Annotated in this window: 16 protein-coding genes and 2 tRNA genes; 17 read left to right on the forward strand and 1 reads right to left on the reverse strand. The window is 67.3% G+C overall.

The annotated features are described in order from the left end of the window. Positions 1–54: 54 nt before the first annotated feature. A complete protein-coding gene (locus tag E1H18_RS12155) occupies positions 55–249 on the forward strand; it encodes a hypothetical protein (protein WP_172268347.1) in 195 nt (64 codons plus the stop codon). Here E1H18_RS12155 and E1H18_RS12160 read toward each other — a convergent pair. After that, positions 246–620, reverse strand: coding sequence for a nuclear transport factor 2 family protein (locus E1H18_RS12160; RefSeq protein ID WP_172268350.1), 375 nt, complete (start codon positions 618–620; stop codon positions 246–248). The genes E1H18_RS12155 and E1H18_RS12160 overlap by 4 nt on opposite strands. 78 nt (positions 621–698) lie before the next feature. On the opposite strand from E1H18_RS12160, the gene E1H18_RS12165 reads away from it, so the two are divergent. The 16 genes from E1H18_RS12165 to E1H18_RS12240 all read left to right on the forward strand — a co-directional run bounded on the left by E1H18_RS12165 (position 699) and on the right by E1H18_RS12240 (position 12,707). After that, positions 699–1,184, forward strand: a complete 486-nt coding sequence (locus E1H18_RS12165; protein WP_172268353.1) for a MarR family winged helix-turn-helix transcriptional regulator — start codon at positions 699–701, stop codon at positions 1,182–1,184. 10 nt (positions 1,185–1,194) lie between these two features. Next, positions 1,195–2,640 carry an NCS1 family nucleobase:cation symporter-1 gene (locus E1H18_RS12170; RefSeq protein ID WP_172268356.1) on the forward strand — a complete coding sequence of 482 codons (1,446 nt, stop codon included), beginning with the start codon at positions 1,195–1,197 and terminating at the stop codon, positions 2,638–2,640. A 44-nt stretch (positions 2,641–2,684) separates the two neighbouring features. Next, positions 2,685–3,971, forward strand: coding sequence for a histidinol dehydrogenase (gene hisD, locus E1H18_RS12175; RefSeq protein WP_172268359.1), 1,287 nt, complete (start codon positions 2,685–2,687; stop codon positions 3,969–3,971). Between the two features lie 21 nt (positions 3,972–3,992). Next, a complete protein-coding gene (locus tag E1H18_RS12180; protein ID WP_172268362.1) occupies positions 3,993–4,487 on the forward strand; it encodes a UPF0262 family protein in 495 nt (164 codons plus the stop codon). 5 nt (positions 4,488–4,492) lie between these two features. Beyond that, positions 4,493–4,951, forward strand: a complete 459-nt coding sequence (locus tag E1H18_RS12185) for a low molecular weight phosphatase family protein (protein WP_172268365.1) — start codon at positions 4,493–4,495, stop codon at positions 4,949–4,951. Positions 4,952–5,047: 96 nt separating this feature from the next. After that, complete coding sequence (gene infA / locus E1H18_RS12190) at positions 5,048–5,266, forward strand: translation initiation factor IF-1 (protein ID WP_035044427.1); 219 nt, start codon at positions 5,048–5,050, stop codon at positions 5,264–5,266. A gap of 31 nt (positions 5,267–5,297) precedes the next feature. Beyond that, positions 5,298–5,897, forward strand: coding sequence for a nucleoside triphosphate pyrophosphatase (locus E1H18_RS12195; RefSeq protein WP_370526511.1), 600 nt, complete (start codon positions 5,298–5,300; stop codon positions 5,895–5,897). Continuing rightward, positions 5,894–6,940, forward strand: coding sequence for a ribonuclease E/G (locus tag E1H18_RS12200; RefSeq protein ID WP_172268371.1), 1,047 nt, complete (start codon positions 5,894–5,896; stop codon positions 6,938–6,940). Before E1H18_RS12195 ends, E1H18_RS12200 begins: the two co-directional genes overlap by 4 nt. Further along, positions 6,937–7,110, forward strand: a complete 174-nt coding sequence (locus E1H18_RS12205; protein ID WP_172268374.1) for a DNA gyrase inhibitor YacG — start codon at positions 6,937–6,939, stop codon at positions 7,108–7,110. The genes E1H18_RS12200 and E1H18_RS12205 overlap by 4 nt, the downstream gene beginning before the upstream one ends. Before the next feature lie 99 nt (positions 7,111–7,209). Next, positions 7,210–7,285: transfer RNA gene (locus E1H18_RS12210), tRNA-Phe, on the forward strand. Positions 7,286–7,853: 568 nt separating this feature from the next. Next, positions 7,854–8,747 (forward strand): MotA/TolQ/ExbB proton channel family protein, encoded by an 894-nt coding sequence (locus E1H18_RS12215; protein WP_172268377.1) that lies wholly within the window; start codon positions 7,854–7,856, stop codon positions 8,745–8,747. A gap of 5 nt (positions 8,748–8,752) precedes the next feature. Then, positions 8,753–9,184: a biopolymer transporter ExbD gene (locus E1H18_RS12220; RefSeq protein ID WP_172268380.1), complete on the forward strand. Its 432-nt coding sequence runs from the start codon at positions 8,753–8,755 to the stop codon at positions 9,182–9,184. 13 nt (positions 9,185–9,197) lie between these two features. Next, entirely contained in the window at positions 9,198–9,929 is a 732-nt protein-coding gene (locus E1H18_RS12225) for an energy transducer TonB (protein ID WP_172268383.1), read from the forward strand. A 148-nt stretch (positions 9,930–10,077) separates the two neighbouring features. Next, positions 10,078–10,154: transfer RNA gene (locus tag E1H18_RS12230), tRNA-His, on the forward strand. 283 nt (positions 10,155–10,437) lie between these two features. Then, complete coding sequence (locus E1H18_RS12235) at positions 10,438–10,986, forward strand: YfiR family protein (protein ID WP_206679060.1); 549 nt, start codon at positions 10,438–10,440, stop codon at positions 10,984–10,986. After that, positions 10,983–12,707 (forward strand): ATP-binding protein, encoded by a 1,725-nt coding sequence (locus E1H18_RS12240; RefSeq protein ID WP_172268389.1) that lies wholly within the window; start codon positions 10,983–10,985, stop codon positions 12,705–12,707. Before E1H18_RS12235 ends, E1H18_RS12240 begins: the two co-directional genes overlap by 4 nt. The last annotated feature ends 83 nt before the right edge of the window (positions 12,708–12,790 follow it).

Below are 12,790 nucleotides of genomic sequence, written 5' to 3' on the forward strand. Positions count from 1 at the left end.
GGTGTTAACTTTCCTGCATGCGCCCATCAGAGGCGCGTCGTCAGGGAGGCCGTCATGGCCAGAAGGACATCCTATGCGACTGGGGAAACCCAGTCGGTTTTCTTCCGTGCGTGTGACATCACCAAGCCCGAGCCGCCGGTGCTGCGCCACGGCGGTCCTTGCTTCGACTGGGGCCGAGCGACCCTGGCAGCGCTGAGCGTCGTGTTTTTCGCCGGGCTGGCGACCCTGGCCTACGCGGCGCTGGCCTAATCTTCTTGTTCGATGTCGAAGCGCGTGACCTTGCCGTTGCTGAGGCGGAAGGCATGACCGACGGTCTTGTCCTTTAGTCCGTGCGTCTGGCCCTCCAGCGGATGGCCATCCAGATCGCGGATAGTCTGGATGACCCGCGCCACGACCGCGCCGTCGGCGGTGCGCGCGTAGCTCACCGGTTCGACATGCGGGCTGACGATCGCCCACTGCCGCGTCCAGTAGGCGCGCACGGCGTTATGGCCTTGCTCGTGGCCGCCCTCCATCGCATTGGCCCAGGCGACGTCGTCGGCCAGGGCGACCAGCACGCCGTCGATGTCGCGCGCGTTGAAGCGCTCGTAGAGGCGGTTCAGGGTCTCGATATCGGCGTCCATGACCTCGTCTCCGTCCATTGCGCTAAATTGCATACGTGCATATGTATTTGTTCGGAGCAAGCGCAAGAGGTGAGGACGATGGATGTGCTTTCGACGCCCGGGCACCTGATCAGCCTGGCGTCCAGGGGCTTCACGCGGCTGAGCGAGGCGCGGCTGAAGCCATTAGGTTTCGGCGTCGGGCACCTGCCGGTGCTGGTCGCGCTGCGGGATGGTCAGGCCAGCACTCAGCGCGATCTGGCCCGCTTCGCCCGGATCGAGCAGCCGCCCATGGCGCAGATGCTGGCGAGGATGGAGCGCGACGGTCTGATCCAGCGCACGCCTGATCCCGCCGACGGCCGCAGCAGCCGCATCACCCTGACCGAGGCGGCGCAGGTGCGATTACCCGATGCGATCGCCGTCCTGCTGCAGGGCAATGCCGAGGTGCTGAGCGGCTTCTCCAAGGAAGAGACCACGACCCTGATCCAACTGCTGACCCGCCTGATCGACAATCTCGAGCGGGTCGCGAGCGCCGAGCAGGGCGAACATCGTTCCGCGAGCTTGCCGGAAGTCCCCGACCGCTCCTAAGCTTCGCCTCATGCGCACGCCCGACAGCGACCTGTGGAACGAAGACCTTGCGCCGACCGGCGCGGCGCAGCGCACTTGGCGCTGGTGGCACTTTGCGGCGCTGTGGCTAGGCATGGTGATGTGCGTGCCGGCCTACATGCTGGCCTCGGGTCTGATCGAGCAGGGCATGTCGGCGGGGCAGGCGGTGGTCACCGTGCTGCTGGGCAATGTCATCGTCCTGGTTCCCATGCTGCTGATCGGCCACGCGGGCGCGCGCTGGGGCGTGCCCTATGCGGTGCTGGCGCGGGCGTCGTTCGGCTGGAAAGGGGCGTGGGTCCCGGCCGTGGCGCGGGCCATCGTCGCCTGCGGCTGGTACGGCATTCAGACCTGGATCGGCGGCGGCGCGCTCTTGACCCTGCTCGGCGTGATCGTCGGGCGCAAGCTGGAGGGCGCGCCGCTACCGCTGCTGGGGATCGGCGTCGGTCAGCTGCTAGCCTTCCTGGCGTTCTGGGTCATCCAGCTGCTGTTCGTGACCAAGGGCCTGAACGCCGTCCGTAAGCTTGAGACCTGGACCGCGCCGATCAAGATCCTGATCTGCGGCCTGATGGTCTGGTGGGCGGTGTCCAAGGCCGGCGGTCTTGGCCCGATTTTCCACCAGCCGTCGGCCTTCGTCGACGGCGGGGCCAAGGCGGGCCAGTTCTGGAGCGTGTTCGCGCCGGCCCTGACGGCGATGGTGGGCTTCTGGGCGACCCTGGCCCTGAACATTCCCGACTTCACGCGGTTCGCCAAGGCGCAGTCGGACCAGATTCTGGGCCAGGCGGTCGGCCTGCCGCTTCCGATGGGCCTGCTGGCCCTGGTCAGCGTGGTGACGACCTCGGCCACGGTGCTGGTGTTCGGCAAGGCGGTCTGGGACCCGGTGCAACTGGCCGGCGATATCGGCGGGATCGCCGTGGTCGTGGGCCTGCTGATCATCAGCCTGGACACTGTCTGCTGCAACATCGCCGCCAACCTGGTGGGCCCGGCCTATGACTTTTCGGCCCTGTGGCCCAGCAAGGTCAGCTATCGCATCGGCGGCTGGATCACGGCCGGCATCGGCGTCTTGATCATGCCTTGGAAGCTGCTGGAGACGACCCAGGGCTATATCTTCACCTGGCTGGTCGGCTACAGCGCCCTGCTGGGGCCGATCGCGGGGATCCTGATCGTCGACTACTGGCTGGTGCGGAAGGCGCAGCTCGTGGTGGACGACCTCTATGTCCGCGAGGGCGCCTATGCCTACCGACGCGGCTGGAACCCGGCGGCGATCATCGCCCTGGTCCTGGGCGTGCTGCCGAACCTGCCGGGCTTCCTCGCGGCCGCCGCGCCGCACCTGTTCGCTGGGGTGGGGACGTTCTGGACGGGGCTCTACACCTACGCCTGGTTCGTGGGCCTGGCGATCGCGGCGGCGGTGTATGGGGTGATGATGCGAGGACGTGCGTAGGCTTTCTGACTTGTGTCAGGCGCAAAAACCCGCATCTAGCAGGCATGCGCCGCTTCTCGTTTTCCGACCCCGATTTCCAGGCCGCCTTCAAGGCCTTCCTCGACGAGCGTCGCGGCTCGCCGGCCGATGTCGACGCCGCCGCGGCCCACGTGCTCGAAGCGGTGCGGACCCATGGGCTCGAGGCGCTGCTCGATTTCAGCCGCAAGTTCGACAAGGTCGAGCTGACCGCCGAGACCATTCGCGTCACCGCCGAAGAGATCGAGCAGGGCTGGGCCGACACGCCGGCCGACGTGCGCGAGGCCATTGCCTTCGCCGCCGCCCGCATCCGCGCCTATCACAGCCGCCAGCGTCCGGCCGACCAGGCCTGGACCGACGAGGCCGGCGTTGAGCTGGGCTGGCGCTGGACGCCGCTGGAGGCCGTGGGCGTCTATGTGCCCGGCGGCCGCGCGGCCTATCCCTCCACCGTACTGATGAACGCCGTGCCCGCGCAGGTCGCCGGCGTCGACCGCATCGCCATGGTCACCCCGCCCGGCAAGCTGCAGCCCGCCGTGCTGGCCGCCGCCAAGGAAGCCGGCGTCACCGAGATCTGGCGCGTGGGCGGGGCGCAGGCCGTCGCCGCCCTGGCCTATGGCGCGGGTCCGATCCAGCCGGTCGACAAGATCGTCGGTCCTGGAAACGCCTATGTCACCGCCGCCAAGCGCCGCTTGTACGGGGTGGTTGGGATCGACGCCCTGGCTGGTCCGTCCGAGATCGTCGTGGTTGCCGACAACAAGAACAATCCCGACTGGATCGCCGCCGACCTGCTGAGCCAGGCCGAGCACGACCCGGCCGCCCAGTCGATCCTGATCACCAACGACGAGGCCTTCGCCGCCGCCGTCGAGCAGGCCGTGGCCGAGCGCCTGAAGACCCTGGCCACCGGCGAGGACGCCGCCGCCTCGTGGCGCGACCACGGCGCGGTGATCATCGCCCCGCTGGACGAGAGCCCGGCCCTGGTCGACGCCATCGCCCCCGAGCACGTCGAGTTCGCGCTGGACGAGCCCGAGCGTCTGTCGGACCGCGTCCGCCACGCTGGCGCGATCTTCCTGGGCCGCGTCACGCCAGAGGCGATCGGCGACTACGTGGCCGGTTCGAACCACGTGCTGCCGACCAGCCGCGCGGCGCGCTTCCAGTCGGGGCTGTCGCTGTACGACTTTCTCAAGCGGACCTCGATCGTGAAGTGCGACGCGGCCTCGTTCGGGATCCTGGGCCCCCACACGGTCGCCCTGGCCAAGGCCGAGGGCCTGCCGGCTCACGCCCTGTCGGCATCCATTCGGTTGCCTTCTGGCGACTGACGCGCGAACCTCCTTCGACAGATGAGCACCGACGCCCGCGCCAGCCACCGGATCAAGTCGATCGAGATCGATGACGACAGCCTTGCGGCCGCTTCGCGCGACCAGGAGCAGGAGCGTCAGGTCGCGATCTTCGATCTGCTGGAAGCCAATTATTTCGAGCCGGTGGAAGCCGCCGGCGGTCCTTACGACCTGCGCCTGTCGCTGATCGAGAACCGGCTGGCCTTCGACATCAAGGGGCCGGACGCCCCCGACGAACGGTGGGAACGCCGGCACCTGCTGTCCCTGTCGCCCTTCCGCGGGGTGATCAAGGACTACTTCATGATCTGCGACAGCTACTATTCGGCGATCCGAAACTCGACGCCGCAGCAGATCGAGGCCTTGGACATGGGCCGGCGCGGCCTGCACAACGAGGGCTCCAATCTCCTGCGCGAGCGGCTGGACGGCAAGGTCAAGACCGACCTCGACACGGCGCGGCGCCTGTTCACCCTGATCTGCGCGCTGCACTGGCGGGGCTAGGGGGCGTGGTCGACTCGCTGCCCGGCGCGGTGCTGTTCACCTGCAATTACAATCGCGTGCGCTCGCCGATGGCCGAGGGGCTGTTCAAGCGCTTCTATGGCACGCGGGCGTTCGTCGACTCCTGCGGTCTGAAGCCGGACCCGGCGGGGGAGGGCGTCGATCCGTTTGTCGTCGTGGTCATGGACGAACTGGGCCTGGACGTCTCCGAACACCAGCCCAAGACCTTCGCCCAGTTGGAGGACGACAGCTTCGATGTCGTCGTCTCGCTGACCCCCGAAGCCCAGCACAGGGCCGTTGAACTGTCGCGCGACCGATCCGTCGAGATCGAGTACTGGCCCACTCACGATCCGACGCTCACGGACGGTTCTCGCGAAGCGCGGCTGGAGGCCTATCGCGAGGTTCGAGACACCCTGGCGCAGGCCATCAAGCAACGTTTCGGCGCACCATCGACGTTTGGGGGGTGAATGCGTTATAGAGGCGCCTCGCCGCGAATGGCCTCGTTCTGACTCGATGTCGAACGGGGGCTCGCGGCTGTCCGATTCGTTCCATTGAGAGGCCTGATGGCTAAGGAAGAACTGCTCGAGTTTCCCGGTACGGTCAGCGAACTGCTGCCGAACGCCACCTTCCGGGTGACCCTCGAGAACGCACACGAGATCATCGCTCACACCGCTGGCAAGATGCGCAAGAACCGCATCCGCGTGCTGGCCGGCGACAAGGTCCTGGTCGAGATGACCCCCTACGACCTGACCAAGGGCCGTATCACCTACCGCTTCAAGTAGGACGGCGATGGCCCAGACGACGGCCGTCCAGATGACGGCCGGCCAGCCGGCGCTGGTGCTGGCCAGCGCTAGCCCGCGCCGCCTCGACTTGCTGGCCCAGGTCGGCGTTACGCCCGACCGGGTCGATCCCGCCGACATCGACGAGTCCGCGCTGCGCGACGAGACCCCGCGCCGCCATGCCCTGCGCCTGGCGCAGGAAAAGGCGCGCGTGGTCGCCGCCCGCTCGCCGGGCGACTTCGTCCTGGCCGCCGATACGGTGGTCGCGGTCGGCCGGCGCATCCTGCCCAAGGCCGAGACGCAGGCCGACGTGCTCTACTGCCTCAAGCTGCTCTCGGGCCGGAACCACAAGGTTCTGACGGGCGTCGCCTTGATCGGGCCGGACGGTCGCGAGGCTTCTCGTCTCGTCGAGACCAAGGTCGGCTTCAAGCGCCTGTCGGACGCCGAACGCGACGCCTATGTCGAAAGCGGCCAATGGCAGGGCAAGGCGGGCGGCTATGGCGTCCAGGGCCTGGCTGGCGGCTTCATTACCGAGCTGCAGGGCTCATACCCAAGCGTCGTGGGTCTGCCGCTGTACGAGACGCTGAACCTTCTGACGGGTCTGGGATACCGCGCCCAGGGTGACCAGGCATGAGCGAGCGCAGGGCTTACCTCTATAAGGGCGTCGGCGAGACGGTCGGGGTCGTGACCCTGGATGGTCGCCCCGAGCGCCTGTTCGTGTCCTGGCCCACAGACGACGTCCTAGACGCCGAGGGCGTGCGGGGCGTCGCCCGTATCAAGAAGATCGAGAAGGCCTTCGCCTCGGCCTTCGTGGCCCTGCCGGACGGCCAGGACCTGATCCTGCCGCTACGGCCCGACATGCCGGCCCTGGTCGAGGGCGGGCTAGTCGAGATCGAGATCAAGACCGCCTCGCGCCGCGGCAAGGCCGGCGTGGCCCGCTTCATCGCCGAAGGGCAGGGCGAGCCGCGTGTGCTCGAGGCCGCCCCGACGATCGAGGAGCGCCTGCGCCATCATGTGAAGGCAGGCTCGCCGTCCACGGGCGACAAGGCCCTGCTGGCGGTCGAGGAGGCCGAGGCCGATATCCTGGCGACAATCTTCGCCCTGCCGGGCGGTGGCGACATCGCCGTGGAGCCGACCCGCGCTCTGACGTCGGTCGATGTCGACCTCGGTGCGCGCGAGGGCGCCGATTCGAAGCGCGCCGCCCGCCAGGCCAACATGGCGGCCCTGAGCGTCGCCTCGCGCGTCCTGCGCCTGAAGGGGCTGGGCGGCATCATCGTGTTCGATCTGGTCGGACGCGGTCACGACGCGCCGGCCCTGACCACGGCGGCCCGCAACGTCTTCTCCCCGGACAATCCGGGCGTCGGCGTCGGCGGAATCAGCAAGTTCGGCACGATGGAGATGATCGTGCCGCGCCGCGCGCCGCCGATTCTCGACCGTCTGCTCACCGAAACTGGCGCGCCGAATCCCCGCCACGTCGCCCGTCGTCTGGCGCGGGCGCTGGAGCGTGAGGGCAGGGCCGATCCCGGCGCGCGTCTGACGGCGCGCTGCTCGCCGGTCGTCGCCGAGTCGTTCGCTTCCGAGTTGGAATCGGGCGTCGCCGAACGTCTGGGTCGCAGATTCGCCGTCGAGGCGCAGGCTGACTGGCCCGTTGATCGCCTGGAGGTGTTCGCACGATGAGCACAGGATGCCCCATCTGCGGCAAGCCGGTCGAAAAGACCTTCCGTCCCTTCTGTTCGAAGCGCTGCGCGGATGTCGACCTGCAGCGCTGGCTCAGCGACCGATACGTCGTGCCGGGAGGCGATGAAGACGACGAAAATCCCCTGTCGGAAAGCATCAACAGGGAATGACAAAAGGGCGCTGGACTTCGCGTTCGGCCTCCCTTATAGACCCCCTCCTCGCTGAACGGCGAGGTCGCCGAGGCGGTTTTGACCGCTTGAGGCCAAGGTGCCTGAGTAGCTCAGTTGGTAGAGCAGCGGATTGAAAATCCGCGTGTCACTGGTTCGAATCCGGTCTCAGGCACCACTTTCTTCCTTCTGGAAGTTCTGCAGTCCGGTCCGCCCCGCATCAGGGTCGGGCCCGTCGTCATTTCCCGTCGCGCGGCGATCCAGCCCGGCGGCCTAACGACGGATCTGCCGCCCGTGCGGGCGCCTTTCTTCATCGACCGGCGTTTTGTTGACTTGCTGCAGTGCAGCATCGTCATTCTCGTTGAAAGGGAAAAACCGCCCTTATTTCCAGGAAACCCTTTTGTGCGCTGCAGAAAGCGGCAGTGAGGAGGGGGCTCAACGACGAATTTGTGCCCACACGATCCTCTTGACGGTGCGAAAAGGGGTTGCCAAAGGACCACAGCCGCAATTCTAACATTGCGGTAAGACCGGAGCCCGAAAGGGCGTCGGTTGCCCGCGCTTCGAAACGATCCTTCTTGGGGGCTAGTCCTCGTGAGGGGCGTAACGGGTCGAGCGCAGCGAAGCGGGTCCGTCCTGGGGGGAGAGCAATCCAACCTCGGTTCGGGCTATTCAGAGTTAGGGTGGAGACGCTCTCGCGCGACGACCCTCGGTCCAAACGTGCTAGACCAATCAGGAACTGGCGAAAGATGCTCGACATTAAACGGAAGACCCCCCTCATCGCTCTCGTCGGCGCTTTTGCGCTGATGGCGAGCGCCCCGGCTTTCGCCCAAGACGCCGCGGCTCCGGCCCCCGCGACTTCGGAAGCCGCCGCCCCGGCCGCTGACGCCGCTGCTGCTCCGGCTCCGGAAGCTCCGGCCGCAGAAGCCCCGGCCGCCGAACCCGCCAAGGGCGGCCACGCGCTGACCCCGGTCGGCATGTTCATGGCCGCTGGCGCCGTCGTTAAGGTCGTCATGATCGGCCTGATCCTGGCCTCGGTCTTCTCGTGGGTGCTGCTGCTCACCAAGCTGTTCGAGTTCGCCGCCCTCAACAAGCAATCGGACAAGTTCCTGGAAGCCTTCCGCGGCGCTCGCTCGATCGCCGACATCGCGCGCATCAGCTCGTCGGAAGAGTTCGAAGGCAACCCGATGGCCGACATGGCCTCGGCCGCTTCGCAAGAAGTCGAACTGTCGCGTCAAGCTGGTCTGGCTGTCGCCGGCGAGCACCGTGACTCGACCCTGGGCCGCGCCACCTACGCCATCAACGCTGTGCAAGCCTCGCTGGCCAAGCGTCTGTCGGGCGGCATGGTGTTCCTGGCCTCGGTCGGTTCGGCCGGTCCGTTCATCGGTCTGTTCGGTACGGTTTACGGCATCATGACGTCGTTCATCAACATCGCGAACACCAACACCACCAACCTCGCCGTCGTGGCCCCGGGTATCGCTGAAGCCCTGCTCGCCACCGGTATCGGTCTGTTCGCCGCTATCCCGGCCGTTATCTTCTACAACTACTTCCAGACCCGCATCTCGGGTTACGGCACCCGCTCGGAAGGCTTCGTTGCTGAACTGATGAACGCCATCTCGCGTCAGCTCGACAAGGGGGCGTAACACCCATGGCCGCCAAACTCTCAGGCGGTGGGGGCGACAGGTTTAACGTCGAACAGAACAGCGACATCAATGTTACGCCCTTCGTGGACGTTATGCTGGTGCTCCTGATCATCTTCATGGTGGCCGCTCCGATGGCCTCTGTGTCGGTCGAAGTGAACCTGCCGTCGGCGGTGGCGAAAGCGACGCCCAACCCGCCGAAGCCTGTCTACATCTCGATCAAACAATCGGGACAAGTGTACATCGGGGACAATGAAACCTCGGTGGACTCGATGGGGCAGGACATGGCCAGCGCTATCGGCCGCCGCGATCCTTCCAAGGAGCGCATCTTCATCCGGGCCGACGAGAAGGTTCGCTACGGGGCTTTCATGGAGGTTATGAACACCCTCCAGGATAACGGCTTCTACAGCGTGGCTCTCGTCGGACGGGATGATAGTTAAGTAGGGGTGCTGCATGGCTGAACAAAATACGCCCGAGCATCGCCACTACGATCCGCTCACCTCGGACGGTCCTCGCCGCAAAAAAGGCGGTGGTCCTTTCACCATCGCCCTGGCTGTGGTGGTTGGCCTTCACGGACTGCTCTTCGCATACCTCGCGAAGCAGAAGTTCGAGTCGGTGCTGAAGGAGTACTCGGACGAAGCTGTGGAAGTGGAGCTGCCTCCGCCTCCGCCGCCGCCTCCGCCGCCTCCTCCGCCGCCGCCGCCGACCAACGAGCCGCCGCCGCCTCCGGCTGTGGTGCAGCCGCGTCCCCCGGTGGCTCCGCCGCCGGACGTGACGCCGCCGCCGCCGCTGCCGATCCCGCCCGTCGAAAAGCGGGTGGAACAGACGGCTCCGCCGGTGATCTCTTCGGTGCCTCCGGTGCCGTCGAACCCGCCGGCTCGCGCCTCGGTGATCACGCGTCCCGACTGGGCCCGCAAGCCCTCGGGCGATGACATGGCCCGGTACTATCCGGACCGTGCTCAGCGCATGGAAGTCAGCGGTCGTGCGACGATCCGTTGCTCCGTGACGGCCAAGGGGACTCTGGAAGGCTGCTCGGTGGTTTCCGAGTCGCCCGCCGACATGGGCTTCGGCGACGCCGCGCTCAAGCTGGCGCGTCTGTTCCGGATGAAGCCGAAGACCCTCGACGGCGCGCCCGTCGACGGTGGTGAGGTGACCGTCCCGCTGGTGTTCCAGGTCCCGCAATAGGGCTTGGATCCAGGCGAAAGCTAAGAAGCGCCCCGGAGTTTCGGCTCCGGGGCGTTTTTCTTTTTACCGTGGCGTTTTCCTTGGAAATCGTGCGGATCGGCGCTTGATCCCGAAAGGCGATTTCACTAAAGACAACGCCTCGCGATGCGCCGCCTTAGCTCAGTTGGTTAGAGCGCCGGTTTGTGGAACCGGAGGTCCTCAGTTCAAGCCTGAGAGGCGGTACCATCGCAAGACCTTGAAAAGCCCGGGCTTCGTCCCGGGCTTTTTGCTTTTCCGGCTCCAGGCCGTGGCGCGGATCTGGGGCGGCCGACGACAATCCTCGGCAATATTCCCGTTCGGCGTCGTTCTTGTTCGCCTCCAAATTGTCACGGGGATAGGATGGAACGGCCGTGCTTCGCGTTGTGAACGCTGTGAGGGGGACTGGCGTATGGTTCTGGGCGTCCCGCCCCACGCCCCGCGATTGAGGTCCGGATGGCGTCATTGCCCGCTCAGCGTTCTCGCGGCGGGGGTGGCGTTGTGCGTTCTGGCCGGCGGGGGCGCGACTGCGGCCGCGACGGGGGCCGGCGATCGCCAGCCGCTTCCGGTGCGCATCCCCGCCTACGTCCTTAAAGCCAATTACCTCCACAAGTTCACGCCCTTCACGCAGTGGCCCGCGTCTGCGTTCGAGCGGTCCGGTGGCGCTTTCCGCCTTTGCATCGCGGGCCATGATCCGATGGGGGAGGCGATCGACCGCCTGGCCCAGGGCAAGCGCATCGGCGACCGGGCGATCGTCATCGTGCGGCTGGCCAGCGTCGGCAAGGATGCCGATTGCCATGTCCTGTTCCTGGGGCTCTCGCGCACCCAGACGCCTCAGGACATGCTGGCCCTGGTGGCCGGCAAGCCGGTCCTGACCGTCGCCGACGAAGCGCTGGAAGCGCCGGGCGCGGTGATCCAGTTCGTCACGGTCGGCGGCCGCCTGCGGTTCGAAATCCGTCCGGAGGCGGCGCAGGCCCAGGGGCTGGGTCTGAGCTCCAAGCTGATGGCGCTGTCGGTCTCCAGAGCAGGTGACGGACGATGATCGCGCTGGCCGACCGGCGGTTGGGATGGCGCCCGGCGCTTACGGTCTCGATGGCCGTGGGCCTAGCCATCGCCATCGTCGTGGCCGCCTTCGCCCTGGCGGCCTACAACGAGCGCCTGGGCCAGCAAGAACGCTTTCGGCAGGCGCAGGTGCAACTGCGCATCCTGGCCGGCAGCATGGCCGCGCCCCTGGCCTTCGACGACCGCTCCGCCGCGCGGGAGTATGTCAACGCCCAGGCGTCCAATCCCGATGTCGAGGCCGTTGCGGCCTACGACATGCAGGGCGACCTGGCCGCAGAGTATGTCCGCGCTGGCGCGCCGCCGCCGCCGCCTCGCAATGCGCTGGAAGACCCTCGCCGCGACGGTGCGCGCCTGGTGCTGACCGCCCCGGTGACCGAGGGCGACACGGTCCTGGGCTCGATCTATCTGCGAACCGTGCTGGAATCACCGACTCGCCGAGCCATGCGCTATGGCGGCTTTGGCCTGCTGATCGTCATGGCCGCCATGCTGGTCGGCGTCCTGGGCGTGGCGAGCGCCCGCGAGGCCGAGGCCTATCGCAAGCTGAAAGCCGAGATCCGCGAGCGCGAAAAGGCCGAGGACGCCCTGCGCCAGTCGCAGAAGATGGAGGCCATGGGCCAGCTGACCGGCGGCGTGGCCCACGACTTCAACAACCTGCTGATGGTCGCCTCCAGCGGCCTGGATCTTCTGGAACGCACCACCGACCAGGCCCGGCGCGAGCGGCTGAAGGACGGCATCCGCCAGGCCATCGACCGCGGCGCCAGCCTGACCCAGCAGTTGCTGGCCTTCTCGCGCCGCACGCCGCTGAAGCCCGAGGTGGTGGACATCGCCGCGCGCCTGAACGGCATGCACGCCCTGCTGGACCGGTCTCTGCGCGAGGACGTCACGGTCGAGATCAAGACCGCTCCCGACCTCTGGCGGGTCGAGGTCGACGCCTCGCAGCTGGAGGTGGCGGTGCTGAATATCGCCATCAACGCCCGCGACGCCATGCCCGCGGGCGGCAAGATCACCATCGAGGCCGTCAACGCGCCTTCCGGGCGTCTGGACGGCGAGGGCGACGTCGTGCGCCTGTCGATCCGCGACACCGGTGTCGGGGTCGCGCCCGACATGATCGGTCGCTTGTTTGAGCCCTTCTTCACGACCAAGGCCGTGGGCAAGGGAACGGGCCTGGGCCTGTCGCAGGTCTACGGCTTTGCCCGCGCCTCGGGCGGCGAGGTCGGGGTCGACAGCGTGCTGGGCGAGGGCACGACCATCTGGCTGCGCATTCCGCGCTCGACCAAGGCCCTGGCGGTCGCGGTTGCGCCGATTCAGATCCGCGCCAAGCTGGAGGGCCGCCGCCGCATCCTGTTGGTCGAGGACGACGACAGCGTCGCCCAGCTGGTCGAGGAGATGCTGCGCGAATTGGGCTACGAGGTCGCCCGCGCCAACGAGGGCAGGGCCGCGCTGGAGACCCTGCGGGCCGACCGCGACTTCGACCTGGTGTTCAGCGACATGGTCATGCCGGGCGACATCGGCGGCCTGGATCTGGCGCGCGACATCACCCGCCAATGGCCTGGCCTGCCGGTCGTCCTGACCACCGGCTACAGCGCCGCGGCCGCGGCCGCGACCAACGAGGGGCGACGGGTCCTGGTCAAACCTTACCGTATCGAAGCGCTGTCCGCTGAACTGGATGCGGCGATCTCTGGCCTGTCGCGGGCGAGCTAGGGCTTAGGCATCCGTTCCCAAGGGATCGGTTGATCAAGACCGCCCACAAGGGAGGGCGCCATGTCCAAGCCGCCGCCCATTCC

It is taken from the genome of Caulobacter sp. RHG1 (genome assembly GCF_013181195.1).
Classification (GTDB): domain Bacteria; phylum Pseudomonadota; class Alphaproteobacteria; order Caulobacterales; family Caulobacteraceae; genus Caulobacter.